The sequence below is a fragment of the Gemmiger sp. genome (assembly GCF_036306485.1).
In the GTDB taxonomy this organism is placed as follows: Bacteria; Bacillota; Clostridia; order Oscillospirales; family Ruminococcaceae; genus Gemmiger.
The window spans coordinates 1-16,433 of sequence record NZ_JAXJZK010000025.1; the positions used below are offsets into that span (position 1 = coordinate 1).

Annotated in this window: 12 protein-coding genes; 10 read left to right on the top strand and 2 right to left on the bottom strand. The window is 65.4% G+C overall.

All coding sequences use genetic code 11. The features are described from left to right. On the bottom strand, positions 1–1,991 hold a 1,991-nt coding region (locus U0L91_RS05325; RefSeq protein WP_330045171.1), incomplete at its 3' end, for a transglutaminase domain-containing protein. A gap of 197 nt (positions 1,992–2,188) precedes the next feature. On the opposite strand from U0L91_RS05325, the gene U0L91_RS05330 reads away from it, so the two are divergent. The 6 genes from U0L91_RS05330 (at position 2,189) to U0L91_RS05355 (ending at position 10,688) form a co-directional block, all read left to right on the top strand. Further along, entirely contained in the window at positions 2,189–4,474 is a 2,286-nt protein-coding gene (locus tag U0L91_RS05330) for a glycoside hydrolase family 3 C-terminal domain-containing protein (RefSeq protein WP_330045172.1), read from the top strand. Positions 4,475–4,496: 22 nt separating this feature from the next. Then, positions 4,497–4,826: a thioredoxin gene (gene trxA, locus U0L91_RS05335; RefSeq protein WP_330045173.1), complete on the top strand. Its 330-nt coding sequence runs from the start codon at positions 4,497–4,499 to the stop codon at positions 4,824–4,826. A gap of 35 nt (positions 4,827–4,861) precedes the next feature. After that, positions 4,862–6,064 (top strand): CAP domain-containing protein, encoded by a 1,203-nt coding sequence (locus U0L91_RS05340; RefSeq protein WP_330045174.1) that lies wholly within the window; start codon positions 4,862–4,864, stop codon positions 6,062–6,064. A gap of 138 nt (positions 6,065–6,202) precedes the next feature. Then, the gene (locus U0L91_RS05345; protein WP_330045175.1) at positions 6,203–6,715 is read left to right on the top strand and encodes a MarR family winged helix-turn-helix transcriptional regulator; all 513 of its coding nucleotides are present in this window, start codon (positions 6,203–6,205) and stop codon (positions 6,713–6,715) included. After that, positions 6,712–8,877, top strand: coding sequence for an ABC transporter ATP-binding protein (locus U0L91_RS05350; protein WP_330045176.1), 2,166 nt, complete (start codon positions 6,712–6,714; stop codon positions 8,875–8,877). Before U0L91_RS05345 ends, U0L91_RS05350 begins: the two co-directional genes overlap by 4 nt. After that, positions 8,877–10,688, top strand: a complete 1,812-nt coding sequence (locus U0L91_RS05355) for an ABC transporter ATP-binding protein (RefSeq protein WP_330045177.1) — start codon at positions 8,877–8,879, stop codon at positions 10,686–10,688. The genes U0L91_RS05350 and U0L91_RS05355 overlap by 1 nt, the downstream gene beginning before the upstream one ends. Before the next feature lie 60 nt (positions 10,689–10,748). Here U0L91_RS05355 and U0L91_RS05360 read toward each other — a convergent pair whose 3' ends face one another. Next, the gene (locus U0L91_RS05360; protein WP_330045178.1) at positions 10,749–11,621 is read right to left on the bottom strand and encodes a helix-turn-helix transcriptional regulator; all 873 of its coding nucleotides are present in this window, start codon (positions 11,619–11,621) and stop codon (positions 10,749–10,751) included. Between the two features lie 179 nt (positions 11,622–11,800). Here U0L91_RS05360 and gmd point away from each other — a divergent pair, with 179 nt between their 5' ends. The 4 genes from gmd (at position 11,801) to argF (ending at position 16,340) form a co-directional block, all read left to right on the top strand. Then, the gene (gene gmd, locus U0L91_RS05365) at positions 11,801–12,889 is read left to right on the top strand and encodes a GDP-mannose 4,6-dehydratase (protein ID WP_330045179.1); all 1,089 of its coding nucleotides are present in this window, start codon (positions 11,801–11,803) and stop codon (positions 12,887–12,889) included. 2 nt (positions 12,890–12,891) lie between these two features. Further along, positions 12,892–13,836 carry a GDP-L-fucose synthase family protein gene (locus U0L91_RS05370; protein WP_330045180.1) on the top strand — a complete coding sequence of 315 codons (945 nt, stop codon included), beginning with the start codon at positions 12,892–12,894 and terminating at the stop codon, positions 13,834–13,836. 4 nt (positions 13,837–13,840) lie between these two features. Further along, positions 13,841–15,160, top strand: a complete 1,320-nt coding sequence (locus U0L91_RS05375; protein WP_330045181.1) for a sugar phosphate nucleotidyltransferase — start codon at positions 13,841–13,843, stop codon at positions 15,158–15,160. A 190-nt stretch (positions 15,161–15,350) separates the two neighbouring features. Next, entirely contained in the window at positions 15,351–16,340 is a 990-nt protein-coding gene (gene argF / locus U0L91_RS05380; protein ID WP_330045182.1) for an ornithine carbamoyltransferase, read from the top strand. Positions 16,341–16,433: the final 93 nt, after the last annotated feature.

Sequence of the window (16,433 nt, forward strand, 5' to 3'; positions counted from 1 at the left end):
GCCTTCTTGCCGTAGTCCACATTGTCCAGCCAGTACCAGGCGTCCGACGCCGGGTCATAGATCTCCTTGCCGCGGTAGCTCAGGTCCGGCGTGCCGTCCGCGTTGAGCCGGCAGCCCTGGCGGATGCCGCCCTCGTACCAGTAATCGCCGCCGTCGATCGTCAGCCAGGCTTTGTCCAGCATCACGCCGGTCGCGGGGTCAAAGCCGTAGTGGACGCCGTTCAGCAGAATGTCGCCCTTGGCCATCGCGCCGGTGATCAGGTCATAGTAGTAGGTGCCGTTCTCGTTGGTGTACCAGCCCTTGACCATCCGGCCGTCGGGATCGTAGCGCACCCACTTGGGGTCGCCCTGCATGCCCTCGTAGTCCATGTACACTTCCTTGTCAACGGCCTTGGCGCCGCCCTGGATCGCGTCCAGCCAGTACCAGGCGTCCGTGCCGGGGTCGTAGATTTCCTTGCCGCGGCCCGTCGTGCCCTGCTTGACGCCGTTTTCATACCAGAACTGTTTGCCGTCCTCGGTCTTCCAGCCGGTGTAGGTCGGCACGGCGGTCGGGGCTGCCGTCGGTCTGGCGGTGGGCGCCGCGGTGGGCTTGGCCGTCGGGGTTGCCGTGGGGCGCGCGGTCGGTACAGCCGTCGGGACCGCAGTCGGCTTGGCGGTCGGTTTGGCGGTCGGCACGGCGGTGGGTATGGCCGTCGGGGAGGGCGGATAGCTCGACTCCGGCAGCGTGACAATGCGTTCCAGCGTCTGGTCGTAGGTGTTCTGGACGACGGCGGTGTAGACGCCGTCCCACAGGGTGGCCAGGCCCAGCGAGTTGCAGGTGATGGGCTGCGACCGGGTCAGCGCATGGTTTTCGGTGTCCATGCTGTAGGAAATGATGTTGGAGCCGTCCTGCGTCAGGTAAAGGATGTTGTTCGCAATGGCCAGACTCTTGGCCCCCACACCGGGCGCCACGGCCTCCTGGGTGCTGGTCAGCGAAAGCTCCGGCGTCCAGAGCAGCCGGCCCTGGTAGGAGTTTTCCAGATAATACCAGTCCCCGTCGGTCGGATAGAAGGGGGTCATCACGGTGCGCCACCAGGCGGTTTCATAGCTGGTATCGTCGGCGGCGCTGACGATGTTGGAAAATCCGCTGATCGTCGGGGCAAAGGCCGCCATGTCGGCGCAGTTGTGGCCGCTCCCGAGCATCCAGTCGGTCGAGGTCAGCAGGTTGGAGTGCAGGCACCGGCCGAGCTTGTCGGAGGTGGGGCAGAGCGCATCGTCAAAGGTGCAGTCCACATGGTACCACTGCCCGTCCAGCTGGACCAGCGACCAGGCGTGGTTCAGCTGGGAGCTCGTCACCAGCACGGCCGGAATGCCCAGCCGGTTGAGCACGCAGATGTAGGTCTTGGAATAGCCGTCGCAGACGGCGCGGCCTTCCAGCAGCGCGTTGCGCATGTTGTGGTCGTCCAGGATGACGGTGTTCATGTTGGCGCTGTCGTAGGCGATGTTCTGCACCAGCCAGTCATGGACATAGATGACCTTTTCAAGGTCGGTCGCGCAGTTGTTCTGCGCGTCCTCGGTCAGCCGCAGCACGCGGGCCAGCATCCGGTCACAGTCCTCCTGGGAGTTCAGCACCATCGAGATGTTGAGGACCTTATCATCCGTCATGACCATCCCCACCCGGCTGACCATGTAGCCGTAGGGGTTCTCATACGCAATGTCGTTGAGCAGCGGCAGAAGCTGGTCGGGGTCAATCTCCAGATCGTCGATCGGCACGACGCTGCGCCGCACGGACAGCGCCTCTTCGGCGCGCTCAAAGACAATGCGCATCGCGGCGGCATCCGCCAGCGAATAGGTCTGCGGCCGGGCAGCCAGGGCGCTGCGGGCATCGCGGATTTCTTCCTCGGTGGGGTAGAAGACGGTGGACTCGGACGTACCCTCGGCCGCCGCAGGCAGGGCCAGCAGGCCCGCCAGCAGACAGAGCAGGGCAGCCGCCCACCCGATCCGTTTGAACATCTTAACATTCCTCCTTCTCGTTGTTCGGGCTGTTCCCAGTGTAGCACCCCGCCTGCCGAAAAGCAACCCGCCGTCCGACCCGATACGCAAGATTTCCTTTACTTTTTTTACGAAAACTCTTCCCCATCCCGGGTAGAAAGGTGTATAATGTACAAAAATGGGCAATACTCTGCCCCGCAACATACAGGAGGTACCGAATGGAACGCAGCATTCCCGAGCTGGTGTCCCAGCTCACACTCGAGGAAAAAGCCGGCCTGTGCTCCGGCGCCGACTTCTGGCATACCAAGGCCGTCGAACGGCTGGGCATTCCGGCCATGATGGTGTCGGACGGCCCGCACGGTCTGCGTACCCAGGATATGAGCCAGGATGACCAGAACGTCAGCATCCAGGCGGTGTGTTTCCCGGCCGGCTGTGCCGCCGCCGCGAGCTTTGACCCCGACCTGCTGCGCCGGGAAGGCGCCGCCATCGGCCACGAGGCCCAGGCCGTGGGGGTGGGCGTCGTGCTGGGCCCCGCCGTGAACATCAAGCGCAGCCCGCTGTGCGGACGCAACTTTGAATATTATTCCGAGGACCCCTGCCTGGCCGGAGAGCTGGCGGCGGGTTTCATCGACGGCGTGCAGAGCCAGGGCGTCGGCACGTCCATCAAGCACTTTGCCGCCAACAGCCAGGAATACCGCCGGATGTCCTGCTCCTCCGACATGACCGAGCAGACCCTGCGGGAGATCTACCTGCCCGCCTTTGAGACCGCCGTCAAGAAGGCGCATCCCTGGACCGTCATGTGCAGCTACAACCGGATCAACGGCGTCTACGCGAGCGAGAACCGCCGCCTGCTCACCGACATCCTGCGCGATGAGTGGGGCTTTGACGGGTTCGTGATGTCGGACTGGGGCGCCGTGGCGGACCGCGTCAAGGGCGTGGCCGCCGGCCTGGAACTCGAGATGCCCTCCTCGGGCGGCGTCAACGACGCCAAGATCGTGCAGGCCGTCCGGGACGGCACCCTGTCTGAGGAAACGCTCGACAAGGCGGTCACCCGGATTCTCAACATTGTTTTCCGGTCGGTCGATCAGGCCGCCTCGCCGCGTCCCGCGCTGGACCTTGAGGCAGACCATCGCCTGGCCGCCGAGCTGGCCAAACAGTGCGCGGTGCTGCTGCAGAACCGCGGCGCGCTGCCGCTGCGGCGCGGGTCGGATGTCGTCTACATCGGCGCCTTTGCCGAAACCCCGCGCTACCAGGGCGGCGGTTCCAGCCACATCAACGTGGTCCGGGCGGACGGCGCGCTCGAGGCCGCCCGCAAACACGGCCGCCGCGTGCGGTACGTCGAGGGCTTCCCGGCGGACCGCGACCAGCGCGACGAGGCGGAGTTCCTGCGCGCCGTGGAGGCTGCCTCCACCGCCGACGCCGCCGTCATCTTTGCGGGCCTGCCGGACAGCTTTGAGAGCGAGGGCTACGACCGCACCCACATGCACCTGCCGGAAAGCCAGAACAACCTGATTGCCCGGGTGGCGGCGGTGCAGAAGAACACCATCGTCGTGCTGCACACCGGTTCCCCCGTCGAATGTCCCTGGGCGGACGATGTGGCCTCGGTGCTCTGCATGTACCTGGGCGGCGAGGGCGTGGGCGAGGCCGCCGACGCGCTGCTGTGGGGCGACGCCAACCCCTGCGGCCGCCTGCCCGAGACCTGGCCCATCCGGCTGGAGGACACCCCCTGCTATCTGGATTACCCCGGCAACGGCCGCAGCGCCAACTACCGCGAGGGCATCTATGTCGGCTACCGCTGGTACGATTCCCGCCGGATGCCGGTCCGCTGGCCCTTCGGCCACGGCCTGTCCTACACCGGCTTTGTCTACCGCGAAGCGGAGCTCTCCGCCCCGTCCTTCTCGGACGGCGGCAGCGTCAAGGTGCGGGTCAGCATCCGCAATGTCGGCACGATGCGCGGCCGCGAGGTCGTTCAGCTCTATGTGTCGGACTGCACCGGCACCGTGGGCCGTCCCGCCAAGGAGCTGCGCCGCTTCTGCAAGATCGATCTGGAACCCGGCGAGGAAAAACAGGTGGAATTCACCCTCAACGCCCGCGATCTGAGCCACTACGAGGAAGAACTGGGCGACTGGTACGCCGCCTCGGGCCACTACAAGGTGCTGCTGGGCCATTCCAGCCGCGACATCCACGCCACGCTGGACCTGCAGTTCACGACCGACCGGCACCTGCCCTTCCACCTTGAGGAGAACACGACGATCGGCGACCTGATGGCGGACAGCCGCACGGCGCCCATCGTCGCCAAGCTGGTGGAGCGGTTCGGCAACTCGCTGACCGGCGGCAACGGCGGCGGTGAGAATGCCGCCATCAGCAACGAGATGATGGAACAGATGATTGCCGCCATGCCGCTGCGCGGTATTGTGAACTTCGGCGGCCCCGACGCGGCCGATATGATGACCGGTCTGATGCAGGCGCTGCGTGCGGCGCTGGGCGAAGACGCCAAATCCTGACAAGACAAAGGAGAGAACAGCTATGGCAGTTCTTACGATTACACAGGCAAATTTTGAATCCGAGGTGCTGCAGAGCACCCAACCCGTCCTGCTGGACTTCTGGGCCACCTGGTGCGGCCCCTGCCAGCGGATGGGCCCCGTGGTCGAGGCCATCGCGGCCCGCAACCCGGGTCTGCGCGTCGGCAAGGTCAACACCGACGAGCAGACCGCGCTGGCGGTCCGGATGGGCATTTCCAGCATTCCCACGCTGATTGTCTACCGCAACGGCCGGGAACTGGACCGCTGCGTCGGCCTGCCGGCCAACGCCCAGGCCACCCTGGAAGACTGGCTCAAAGGACTGGGCGCACTCTGATCCGCCCGCATGCACATACGAAGGAGGGACCCCCTGTGAAACATCTCGCCCGATGGATCGGCACGGCGTTTGCGGCCGCTCTGCTCTGTACCCTGGCCGTCACGGCTGCCGGGGCCGAATCGCCCGGTGAATGGCAGACCGGAGAGGACGGCAAGCAATACTGGTACGAAAACGGTGTCAAGCAGGGCACCGAGGGCCGCGGCAAGGAAATCTATGACCCGGCCTCCGATGCCTGGTACTGGCTGGACGCCGTCCAGGGCGGCGCCAAGGCCGTTGACAAGGAAGTGTACATGGACTACGAGGGCATGCAGGGCGCGCCCAAGTGGGTCCGCTATGACGAGGAAGGCCGGATGGTCAAGGGCTGGTACACCAACGACAACGGCACCTACTACTATGACCTCATCACCGGCGCCATGTCCAAGGGTGATGTCCTGCTGGACGGCGTGCACTACGGCTTCAACGCGGTCACCGGCGTCATGCTCGACAAGGCCTGGCTGAACATCAACGGCGCGGACTACTGGTACGAGGGCGGCATCCGCCAGGGCACCGAGGACCGCGGCAAGGAAATCTATGATCCCGCCTCGGACGCCTGGTACTGGCTGGACGCCATCCAGGGCGGCGCCAAGGCCGTGTCCAAGGAAGTCTATATGGACTACGAGGGCATGCAGGGCGATCCCAAGTGGGTGCGCTACAACGACACCGGCGCCATGGTCAAGGGCTGGTATACCAACGAGAACGGCACCTACTACTATGACCTCATCACCGGCGCCATGACCAAGGGCGTTGCGACGATCGACGGCCAGGTCTGCTGCTTTGACTGGGCCAGCGGCGTCCAGCAGACCGGCACCCGGGCGGACAATATGCGCCGCGCCCAGGAGGTCGTAAACCTGGTCAACCAGGAGCGCGCCAACAACGGCCTGGCCCCGCTGACCATCGACCCCACCATGGCCGCCGCGGCCGAGCTGCGCAGCCGTGAGCTGGAACAGAGCTTCTCCCACACCCGCCCCGACGGGACCACCTGCTTCACGGTGCTGGAACAGAACGGCATCGACTACCTGATGGCCGGCGAGAACATCGCCGCGGGCTACACCAGCCCCAACAGCGTCATGACCGCCTGGATGAACAGCCCCGGCCACCGCGCCAACATCCTGCGGTCCGAGTTTGACCACATCGGCGTCGGCTGCTACGAGAGCAACGGCTACCTCTACTGGGTCCAGCTCTTCACCTGGGCCATCTGAGCGTCCCAAATGTAAACAAATTGCAAACACTGCCCGCCGCCCCTTGTATTCGGGGGCGGCGGGGTTTATTCTGTATATTGCTTAACACACGTTAACTTTTATCATACGACAAATAATGACAGAGAAGGAGTGATCGCAATGACCCCCAACCAGACTTCCTCCCCGCCCGTCGAGGACCGGATGCGGCAGTTCATGCGGCTGATGGGGCGGTTCCAGCGCACGGCCCGGCGGGGCATGCAGCTGGCGCTGTCGGACTGTCCGCGCTGCCACATGGGCATGCTGGAACAGCTGCACGCCGCCATCGAGCGGCACGGCCGGGACGGCGCGGTCTATGTGTCGGATGTGGCGGTCAGCACCCGCAACTCGCCGCAGGCGGTGTCGCGGGCGCTGCGGATTCTGGAGAAGGACGGCCTGGCCGAGCGGATGCCCGACCCGGACGACCGCCGCAAGACGCTGGTCCGCCTGACCGAGGCCGGCGACGCGGCGCGGCTGCAGGCCGAGTACGCCCTCAAGGGGTACCTGTCGGACGCGCTGGCCGCGCTGCCCGCCGAGACCACCGAGCGGATGCTGCGGGACTGGACCGCGCTGCTCGACGCGATGGACCGGCGCAATGATCTGCTGGAATCCCAGCGAAAGGAGAACGACGCATGACCAGGATTTTCAAATATCTGGCGGCGCACTGGGCCGTCTGCCTGGCGGTGGTTGCCCTGCTGCTGGTGCAGGCGTACGGCGACCTGACGCTGCCCGACTACACGAGCAAGATTGTGGATGTCGGCATCCAGAGCGGCGGCATCGAGAGCGCCGTGCCCGACACGGTGCGCCCGGCAACGCTGGAGGCGCTGCTCTCGGCGATGAGTGCGCCGGACGCCGACGCCGCCCGCGCCGCCTACACCGACGACCCCGCCCAGGCCACCGCCCTGGGCCGCCGCCTGATGCAGCAGCCCGGCACGCTGGGCCTGCGGGCCGATGCCGACCGCACGGCGCTGGAATCCGCCTTTGCCGGGGCCGACGCGGCACTCTACCAGGCCGCCGCGCTGCAGGCCGGGGGGCTGCCGGCCCCCGCCGACCTGGACGCGGCCGCCGCCCGGCCGGTGCCGGTCCTGCCCGCCTCGCCCGATACCGCCGACACCCTCGGCAGCCGGGCCGTGCTGCTGGTAGCGCTGGAATACCAGGCCCAGGGCGTGGCCCAGACCGTCCAGACCCGCTACCTCTTCACGGTGGGCGGCCGGATGCTCGGCCTGACCCTCCTCATGGTGGCGGCCGCCGTCCTGGTCGGCCTGCTGGCCTCCCGCGTAGCGGCCACCATCGCCCGGGACCTGCGCCGCCAGGTGTTCAGCCGGGTCGTCAGCTTCTCGAGCGCCGAGACCGACCGCTTCTCCACCGCGTCGCTGATCACCCGCACGACCAACGACATCCAGCAGGTCCAGATGGTCTGCGTCATCCTGCTGCGGATGGTGGCCTACGCGCCCATCCTCGGCGTCGGCGGCATCCTGCACGTCATGGGCACCGACTCCGGCCTGACCTGGATCATCACGCTGGCCGTTGTGCTGCTGCTCCTCCTGATCGCGGTGCTCATGCGGTTCGCCATGCCCAAGTTCCGCATCATGCAGAAACTGGTGGACCGGCTCAACCTGGTTTCCCGGGAAATCCTCACCGGCGTCATGCCGATCCGCGCCTTCAGCCGCGAATCCTACGAGGAACAGCGTTTTGACCGCGCCAACCGGGACCTGATGTCCACCCAGCTCTTCACCAACCGGGTCATGGCCTTCATGATGCCCGGCATGACGCTCATCATGAACGGCTCGGCGCTGCTCATCGTCTGGTTCGGCGGCCTGCGGATGGAGCAGGGCGCCCTGCAGGTCGGCGAGCTGATCGCCTTCATCACCTACACGATGCAGATTGTCATGTCCTTCCTGATGCTGGCGATGGTGGCCATCCTGCTGCCCCGCGCCGGCGTCGCGGCGGACCGCATCGACGAGGTGCTGCACACCGAACCCTCCATCCGCGACCCCGGTCCCGAGCAGGCTTTCCATGACACAGCGCACCGCTGGCAGGGCGAGGTCGCCTTCCACCATGTGAATTTCCGCTACCCCGGCGCCGACGAGAACGCGCTGGAGGACATCGACTTTGTGGCCCGCCCCGGCCAGACGACCGCCATCATCGGCGCGACGGGCTGCGGCAAATCCACGCTGCTCCACCTCATCACCCGGTTCTACGATGTCACCGAGGGCAGCGTGACGGTGGACGGGGTGGACGTGCGCAGCCTGCCCCAGACCGAGCTGCATGACCTGCTCGGCTATGTGCCCCAGAAAGGGGTGCTCTTCTCGGGCACCATCGACTCCAACCTCAAGTTCGGCGGCCCCGGCATCACCGACGAGGACGCCCGCGAGGCGGCCCGCATCGCCCAGGCCGAGGACTTCATCACCGCCAAGCCGGAGGGCTACGCCAGCCCCATCGCCCAGGGCGGCAGCAATGTGTCGGGCGGCCAGAAACAGCGCCTCTCGATCGCGCGCGCCATCGCGCGGCATCCCCGCATCTATCTGTTTGACGACAGCTTCTCGGCGCTGGACTACAAGACCGATGTCGCGCTGCGCCGCGCCCTGCGCGAAAAGACCGGCGATGCCACCGTCATCATCGTGGCGCAGCGGATCTCGACGGTGCTCCATGCCAACCAGATCCTGGTCATGGAGGACGGCCGCATTGTCGGCAAGGGCACCCATGCCCAGCTGCTGGAACACTGTGCCGCCTACCGCGAGATCGCCCGCAGTCAGCTCAGCAACAAGGAACTGGACCTGAAAGGAGGGGAACAGTAATGCCGCGTCACGGACAGAGAACCGTCGAAAAAGCCAAGGACTTCAAGGGCACGATGCGCGGCCTGCTGACCGAGATGGGCCGTTACCGTGCCGCCGTCGCGGCCGTGCTGGTCTTTGCCGTCCTCTCCACGGTGTTCAACATCGTCGGTCCCAAGGTGCTGGCCAAGGCCACGACCGCCCTCGCCACCGGCTGGATCGCCAGCCTGCGGGGCGTCGGCGGCATCGATTTCGGCTATATCGGCCGCATCCTGCTCCTCCTGCTCGGGATGTACCTGCTCTCCGCCGCGTTCGGATTCCTCCAGCACTGGATCATGAGCGGTGTGTCCCAGAAGATGTGCTACGACTTCCGCCGCCAGATCAGCGAGAAGATCAACCGCCTGCCGCTCGCCTACTTTGAAAAGCGCACCGTCGGCGAGGTGCTCTCCCGCATCACCAACGACGTCGATACGCTGGGCCAGAGCCTCAACCAGAGCATCACCCAGCTCATCACCAGCGTCACGACGATGGTCGGCGTCCTGATCATGATGCTCTCCATCAGCCCGCTGATGACCCTCATCGCGCTGCTCATCCTGCCGGTCTCGACCGCCCTCGTGATGCTGGTCGTCCGGTTCAGCCAGAAATACTTCAAGGCGCAGCAGCGCTACCTCGGCACCGTCAACGGCCAGGTCGAGGAGGTCTATTCCGGCCACAACGTCGTCAAGGCGTTCAACCGCGAACCCGCCGTCCTCGCCGACTTCGACGCCGCCAACGGCCGCCTGTTTGAATCCGCCTGGAAAAGCCAGTTCCTCTCCGGCCTCATGCAGCCCATCATGACCTTCGTGGGCAACCTCGGCTATGTCGCGGTGGCGGTGTCGGGCAGCGTGCTGGCCGCGCGCGGCGTCATCACGATCGGCGACATCCAGGCATTCATCCAGTACGTCCGCAACTTCACCCAGCCCATCCAGCAGCTCGCCCAGGTCAGCAATATGCTCCAGAGCATGGCCGCGGCCGCCGAGCGCGTCTTTGAGTTCCTCAGCGAACCCGAGGAGGACCGCCTGGCCCTGCCCGAACACCGCGCCGACCCCTCGGTCATCGACGGCCAGGTCAGCTTTGACCATGTGCGGTTCGGCTACACGCCGGAGCGCACCGTCATCCACGACTTCACCTGCCACGTCCGGCCCGGCCAGAAGGTCGCCATCGTCGGCCCCACCGGCGCCGGCAAGACCACGATGGTCAAGCTGCTGATGCGGTTCTACGATGTGGACAGCGGCAGCATCACCCTCAACGGCCACGATCTGCGCGACTTTGACCGCTCCGCACTGCGCGAGGGCTTCGGCATGGTCCTGCAGGATACCTGGCTGTTCCAGGGCACCATCATGGAGAATATCCGCTACGGCCGGCTGGACGCCACCGATGAGGAGGTCATCGCCGCGGCCAAGGCCGCCTGCGCCGACCACTTCATCCGCACGCTGCCCGGCGGCTACTCGATGGAACTCAACGAGGACGCCACCAACGTCAGCCAGGGCCAGCGCCAGCTGCTGACCATCGCCCGCGCCATCCTGGCCGACAACCGCATCCTCATCCTCGACGAGGCCACCTCCAGCGTCGATACCCGCACCGAACAGCAGATCCAGACCGCCATGGACAACCTCATGCGCGGCCGGACCAGCTTTGTCATCGCGCACCGGCTCTCCACCATCAAGGATGCCGACCTGATCCTCGTCATGCGGGACGGCGACATCGTCGAGCAGGGCACCCACGACGACCTTCTCGCGGCCGGCGGTTTCTACGCCGACCTGTATAACAGCCAGTTCGAGGACGTTACGGCCTGAACCGGTTTCTTCCCAAAGCACGGCGCCTGCCCCCAGGGGGCAGGCGCCGTGCTTTCTCTTTCAGGTCCGGCCGCGCCAGGCGCGCCGGTATTCGTTGGCGGTCTGGCCCTCCGCCTCCCGGAACCGCCGGGTGAAGTAGCTCTGTTCCCGGAACCCGCACTGCCGGGCAATCTCGCCCAGCCGCAGATCGGTGTAGCGCAGCAGCTGTTTGGCCGCGTCCAGCCGCGCCGAATTCACACAGGCGATCATCGTCTCGCCGTATCGGCGCTTGAAGCTGCGGGCAAGATAGTACTTGCTGATGTAAAACCGGGCCGCCACGGCGTCCAGCGTCAGCTCCTCGGTGCAGTGCTCGATCAGGTAGGCCCGCACCTCGTCCAGCCGGTCCGCCGTCAGGGTGCCGGAGTCGGCGGCCCGGGCGCGGTCGGTCACAATCTCGGCCAGCAGCGCCGCAATCTCGGCGCTCGCGTTGAGCTCCGCCGGGGTGTCCCACCGCCGTGCCGCCCGCAGAATCGCGTCCAGCCGCCGCGCCACCGACGCCGCATCGGTGGGGGTAAAGACCGGCGCCGCGTCCCCGAACAGCCCGTAGAACCCCGGCGCGCTGCGGCCGTTGAAATGCACCCACCGCAATTCCCACGGGTCGTCGGGACTGCTGCGGTAGCCGTGGGGACGCCGGCAGTCCACCCAGAAACACTGCCCCGCCGTCAGCGCAAACTCCCGCCCGTCGTACCGCAGCACCCCGCTGCCCGCCGCCACCTGGACGATCAGATAGCTGTCCAGCCGGCTGCGCTGCAATCCCGCATGGCTGCGCCGCAGCCGGATGTGCCCGGCCTCCTGCAGATAAAACAGATTCTGCCGCGCAAAGGCGCTGGGCGTCACGATGGCCCGCAGACTGGACGGGTCGTAGGCGTCGGGAAACCGGTTCTGGATGGACATGGCGGGACCTCCGTATGGCAAGATTGTGCAAAAATCCGGGCAAGAAACTGCCTTGTATTCCGGTATAAATCCATTATACTATATTAGAACGTATCAGAAAAGGAAAAATTGCCGCTCTGCCCGCCGGGCGGTCCGTGGCAAGAAAATGCGTATTTGCACCCGAGACAAAGGAGCAATCTATGAAAAAAGCACTCATCACCGGCGTGACCGGACAGGACGGCAGCTATCTGGCGGAGTTCCTGCTGGAAAAAGGCTACGATGTCCACGGCATGATCCGCCGTTCCAGCGTGGATTACCGCGAGCGCATCGCCCACCTCGAGGATCATCCCCGCTTTCATCTGCATTACGGCGACCTGTCGGACTCGCTGAGTCTGGTCAAGATCGTCGCCGAGGTCCGCCCCGACGAGATTTACAACCTGGCCGCGCAGAGCCATGTGCAGGTCAGCTTTGATGTGCCGGAATACACCGCCGACGTGGTGGCCACTGGCGTGCTGCGCGTGCTGGAGGCCGTGCGGATCTGCGGGCTGGAGCACAGCTGCCGCATCTATCAGGCGTCCACGAGCGAGCTGTTCGGCAAGGTCGAGCAGGTCCCCCAGAACGAAAAGACCCCCTTCCACCCGTACAGCCCCTATGCGGTGGCCAAGCAGTACGGCTTCTGGATTGTGCGGGAATACCGCGAGGCCTACGGCATGTTCTGCTGCTCGGGCATCCTGTTCAACCACGAATCGGAGCGCCGGGGCGAAACCTTCGTCACCCGCAAGATCACGCTGGCCGCGGCCCGCATCGCCCAGGGCAAGCAGGACAAGCTGTATCTGGGCAACCTGTCGGCGCTGCGGGACTGGGGCTATGCGCGGGACTATGTCGAGTGCATGTGGCTGATCCTGCAGCAGGACCAGCCGGATGACTTTGTCATTGCCACCGGCGTGCAGCACAGCGTGCGGGAGTTCTGCACGCTGGCCTTCCACGAGGTGGGCATCGAGCTGGAGTTCGTCGGCGAAGGCCCCGACGAGAAGGGCATCGACAAGGCCACCGGCCGGGTGCTCATCGAGGTCAGCCCGGACTTCTACCGTCCGACCGACGTCGTCAACCTGTGGGGCGATCCCACCAAGGCGCGCGAGGTGCTGGGCTGGAATCCCACCAAGACCAGCTTCGAGGAGCTGGTCCGGCTGATGGTGCGCAGCGATATGCGCAAGGTCGCCCGCGAGCGCGCCGAGGAGAACGTGGATCTGTACAAGATCGAAGCGCTGGAAAAAGGAGTGCGGAAATAACAATGATGGATAAAAATGCAAAAATCTATGTGGCGGGCCACCGCGGCATGGTGGGCAGCGCCATCGTGCGGGAACTGCAGCGCCAGGGCTACACCAACCTGATCACCCGGACCCACAAGGAGCTGGACCTGTGCCGGCAGCAGGATGTCGAGGACTTCTTTGCGGCCGAAAAGCCGGAGTATGTCTTCCTGGCCGCCGCCAAGGTGGGCGGCATCGAGGCCAACGCCGAGGCGCTGGCCGACTTCATGTGGTTCAACATGACCCTTGAGATGAACGTCATCCACTCGGCCTGGCAGAACGGCTGCCGCAAGCTGGAATTCCTGGGCTCCTCCTGCATCTATCCGCGGATGGCGCCCCAGCCGATGAAGGAGGACTGCCTGCTGACCTCCTCCCTCGAAAAGACCAACGAGGCCTATGCCCTGGCCAAGATCAGCGGCCTGAAATACTGCGAGTACCTCAACCGCCAGTACGGCACCGACTACATCAGCGTCATGCCGACCAACCTCTACGGCCCCAACGACAACTATCATCCCACCCACAGCCATGTGCTGCCGGCGCTGATCCGCCGCTTCCACGAGGCCAAGGAGCAGAATCTGCCCTATGTGACCTGCTGGGGCGACGGCAGCCCGCTGCGGGAATTCCTGTACGTCGATGACCTGGCCAACCTCTGCGTCTTCCTGATGAACCACTATTCCGGCAACGAGACCGTCAACGCCGGCACCGGCAAGGAGCTGACCATCAAGCAGCTGACCGAGCTGGTCGCCTCCATCGTCGGCTACACCGGCGAGATCCGCTGGGACCCCAGCAAGCCCAACGGCACGCCGCGCAAACTGCTGGATGTCAGCAAGGCCGCGGCCCTCGGCTGGACCTACAAGACCGAGCTGCCCGAAGGCATCCGTCTGACCTACGAGGACTTCCTGCACAACCCCATGCGGGCGGAAAGGTAATGTTATGAATCTGATTTTGCTCTCCGGCGGATCGGGGCAGCGGCTGTGGCCGCTGTCCAACAATGTCCGCTCCAAGCAGTTCGTGCCGCTGCTGCGCAACGAGGCCGGCGACTACGAAAGCATGGTCCAGCGCGTCTACCGCCAGATCACCGCCCAGGACCCCGACGCCAACATCGTGGTGGCCACCGGCAAACGGCAGGTCAGCACCATCCTCAACCAGCTCGGCGACAAGGTGGATGTCTGCGTCGAGCCCTGCCGGCGGGACACCTTCCCGGCCATCGTGCTGGCCTGCGCCTACCTGGCGGATGTCAAGGGCATCGGCCTGGACGAGCCGGTCGTGGTCTGCCCGGTGGACCCCTATGTGGATGACGCCTACTTTGCGGCGGTGCACCGCCTCAGCACGCTGGCCGGCGCGCCCGACGCCGCCCACCTGACGCTGATGGGGGTGGAACCCACCTACCCGAGCGCCAAGTTCGGCTACATCATCCCCCGCACCGCCGACCCGCTGAGCCCCGTCGAGTCCTTCCGCGAGAAGCCCGACGAGGCCACCGCCGCGGCCTATATTTCCCGGGGTGCGCTGTGGAACTGCGGCGTCTTTGCCTTCACGCTGCGCTACCTGCTGGGCGCCGCCCATGCCCGGATGCAGTTCACCGGCTACGCCGACCTGCGGGAACACTACGCCGACCAGACCAAGATCAGCTTTGACTACGCCGTGGCCGAGCAGGAACCCGACATTGCGGTCATGCGCTTTGCCGGCGAATGGAAGGATGTCGGCACCTGGAACACCTTCACCGAGGTCATGGCCGACCCGGCCATCGGCAAGGTGCTGATGGACGATACCTGCCACAACACCAACGTCGTCAACCAGCTCAACCTGCCGATGATCGTCATGGGCTGCCGCGATATGGTCATTGCGGCGTCCAGCGACGGCATCCTGGTCAGCGACAAACAGCGTTCCAGCCACATCAAGCCCTTTGTCGAACAGGTGGAGGGTGAGGCCCGCTTTGCCGAGAAGAGCTGGGGCAGCTTTACGGTGCTGGATGTCCAGCCCGAGGCCACCACCATCCGGATCGTCCTCAACCCGGGGCACCGGCTGACCTACCACAGCCACGAGCACCGCGACGAGGTCTGGACCATCGTGGCCGGCACCGGCCGCACCGTCATTGACGGCGTTGTGCGCCGGGTCCATCCCGGCGATGTCGTCACGATGCCCGCCGGCGCCAAACACACCCTGATCGCCGACACGGCCCTGCAGGTCGTGGAGGTCCAGATCGGCGCCGAAATCAACGTCGCCGACAAGACCAAATTCGATCTCGAACTCTGAAACAGAGTGGGAAACCTGCATATTTATTCCGGTTACAGGAATAAATATGCAGGTTTCTCTTGCATTTCGTCCCAAACTGTGCGATAATAGCGGCATACGTTTTCAAACACAGGGCCCCGTGCCGGGGCCGGTCCGCCCGGTGTCCCTGCGGCAGAGGCGCCGCGGGCGGAGTTCAAGGGAGGTTTTTTGGATGGATTTGAAGGGCAGAGATTTCCTGACCCTGCTGGATTATACCCCGCAGGAGATCGCCGGTCTGCTGGACCTGGCGGCCGACCTCAAGGCGAAGAAGAAGGCCGGCATCCCGCACGATGTGCTGCATGGCCGGAACGTGGCGCTGATTTTTGAAAAGACGTCCACCCGGACCCGCTGCGCCTTTGAGGTGGCGGCCCACGACCTGGGCATGGGCACGACCTACCTGGACCCGACGGGCAGCCAGATCGGCCGCAAGGAGTCCATCGCCGACACGGCGCAGGTGCTCAGCGGGATGTTTGACGGCATCGAGTACCGCGGCTTCGGCCAGGAGATCGTCAACGAGCTGGCCCGCTATGCCGATGTGCCGGTCTGGAACGGCCTGACCAACGAGTACCATCCCACCCAGATCCTCGCGGATTTCCTGACGCTGCGCGAGCAGTTCGGCCATCTGCAGGGCCTCAAGTTCGTCTACCTCGGCGATGCGCGGTACAATATGGGCAACTCGCTGATGATCGGCTGTGCCAAGATGGGCCTGCACTTTGTGGCCTGCGCCCCCACCGCCTACCTGCCCAACGCCGCCCTCGTCGAGACCTGCCGCGGCATTGCGGCGCAGACCGGCGCGACGATCACCCTGACCGACGACCTTGCGGCCGTCGAGGGGGCGGACGCCGTCTACACCGATGTGTGGGTCAGCATGGGTGAGCCCACCGAGGTCTGGGCCGAGCGCATCCGTGCCCTGAGCCCCTACCAGGTCAACGCCGAGCTGATGGCGCGGGCCGGCAAACAGGCGGTGTTCATGCACTGCCTGCCCGCCTACCATGACCACAAGACCGCCGTCGGCCGCGAGATGGGCGAGAAGTTCGGCCGCGAGGCCATGGAAGTCACCGACGAGGTCTTCAACGGACCGCAGTCCATCGTGTTCCGGGAAGCAGAGAACCGGATGCACACGATCAAGGCCGTCATGGCGGCCACGCTGGGCGCGTTCTGAGCCCGTCTCCCGGCCGGTGTGCGCGGCCCGGGAGACCAACCGAAAAAGCTCATTCTGGGTTGTGCAACCAGAAAAGCCGTCGGCCGCACCGGA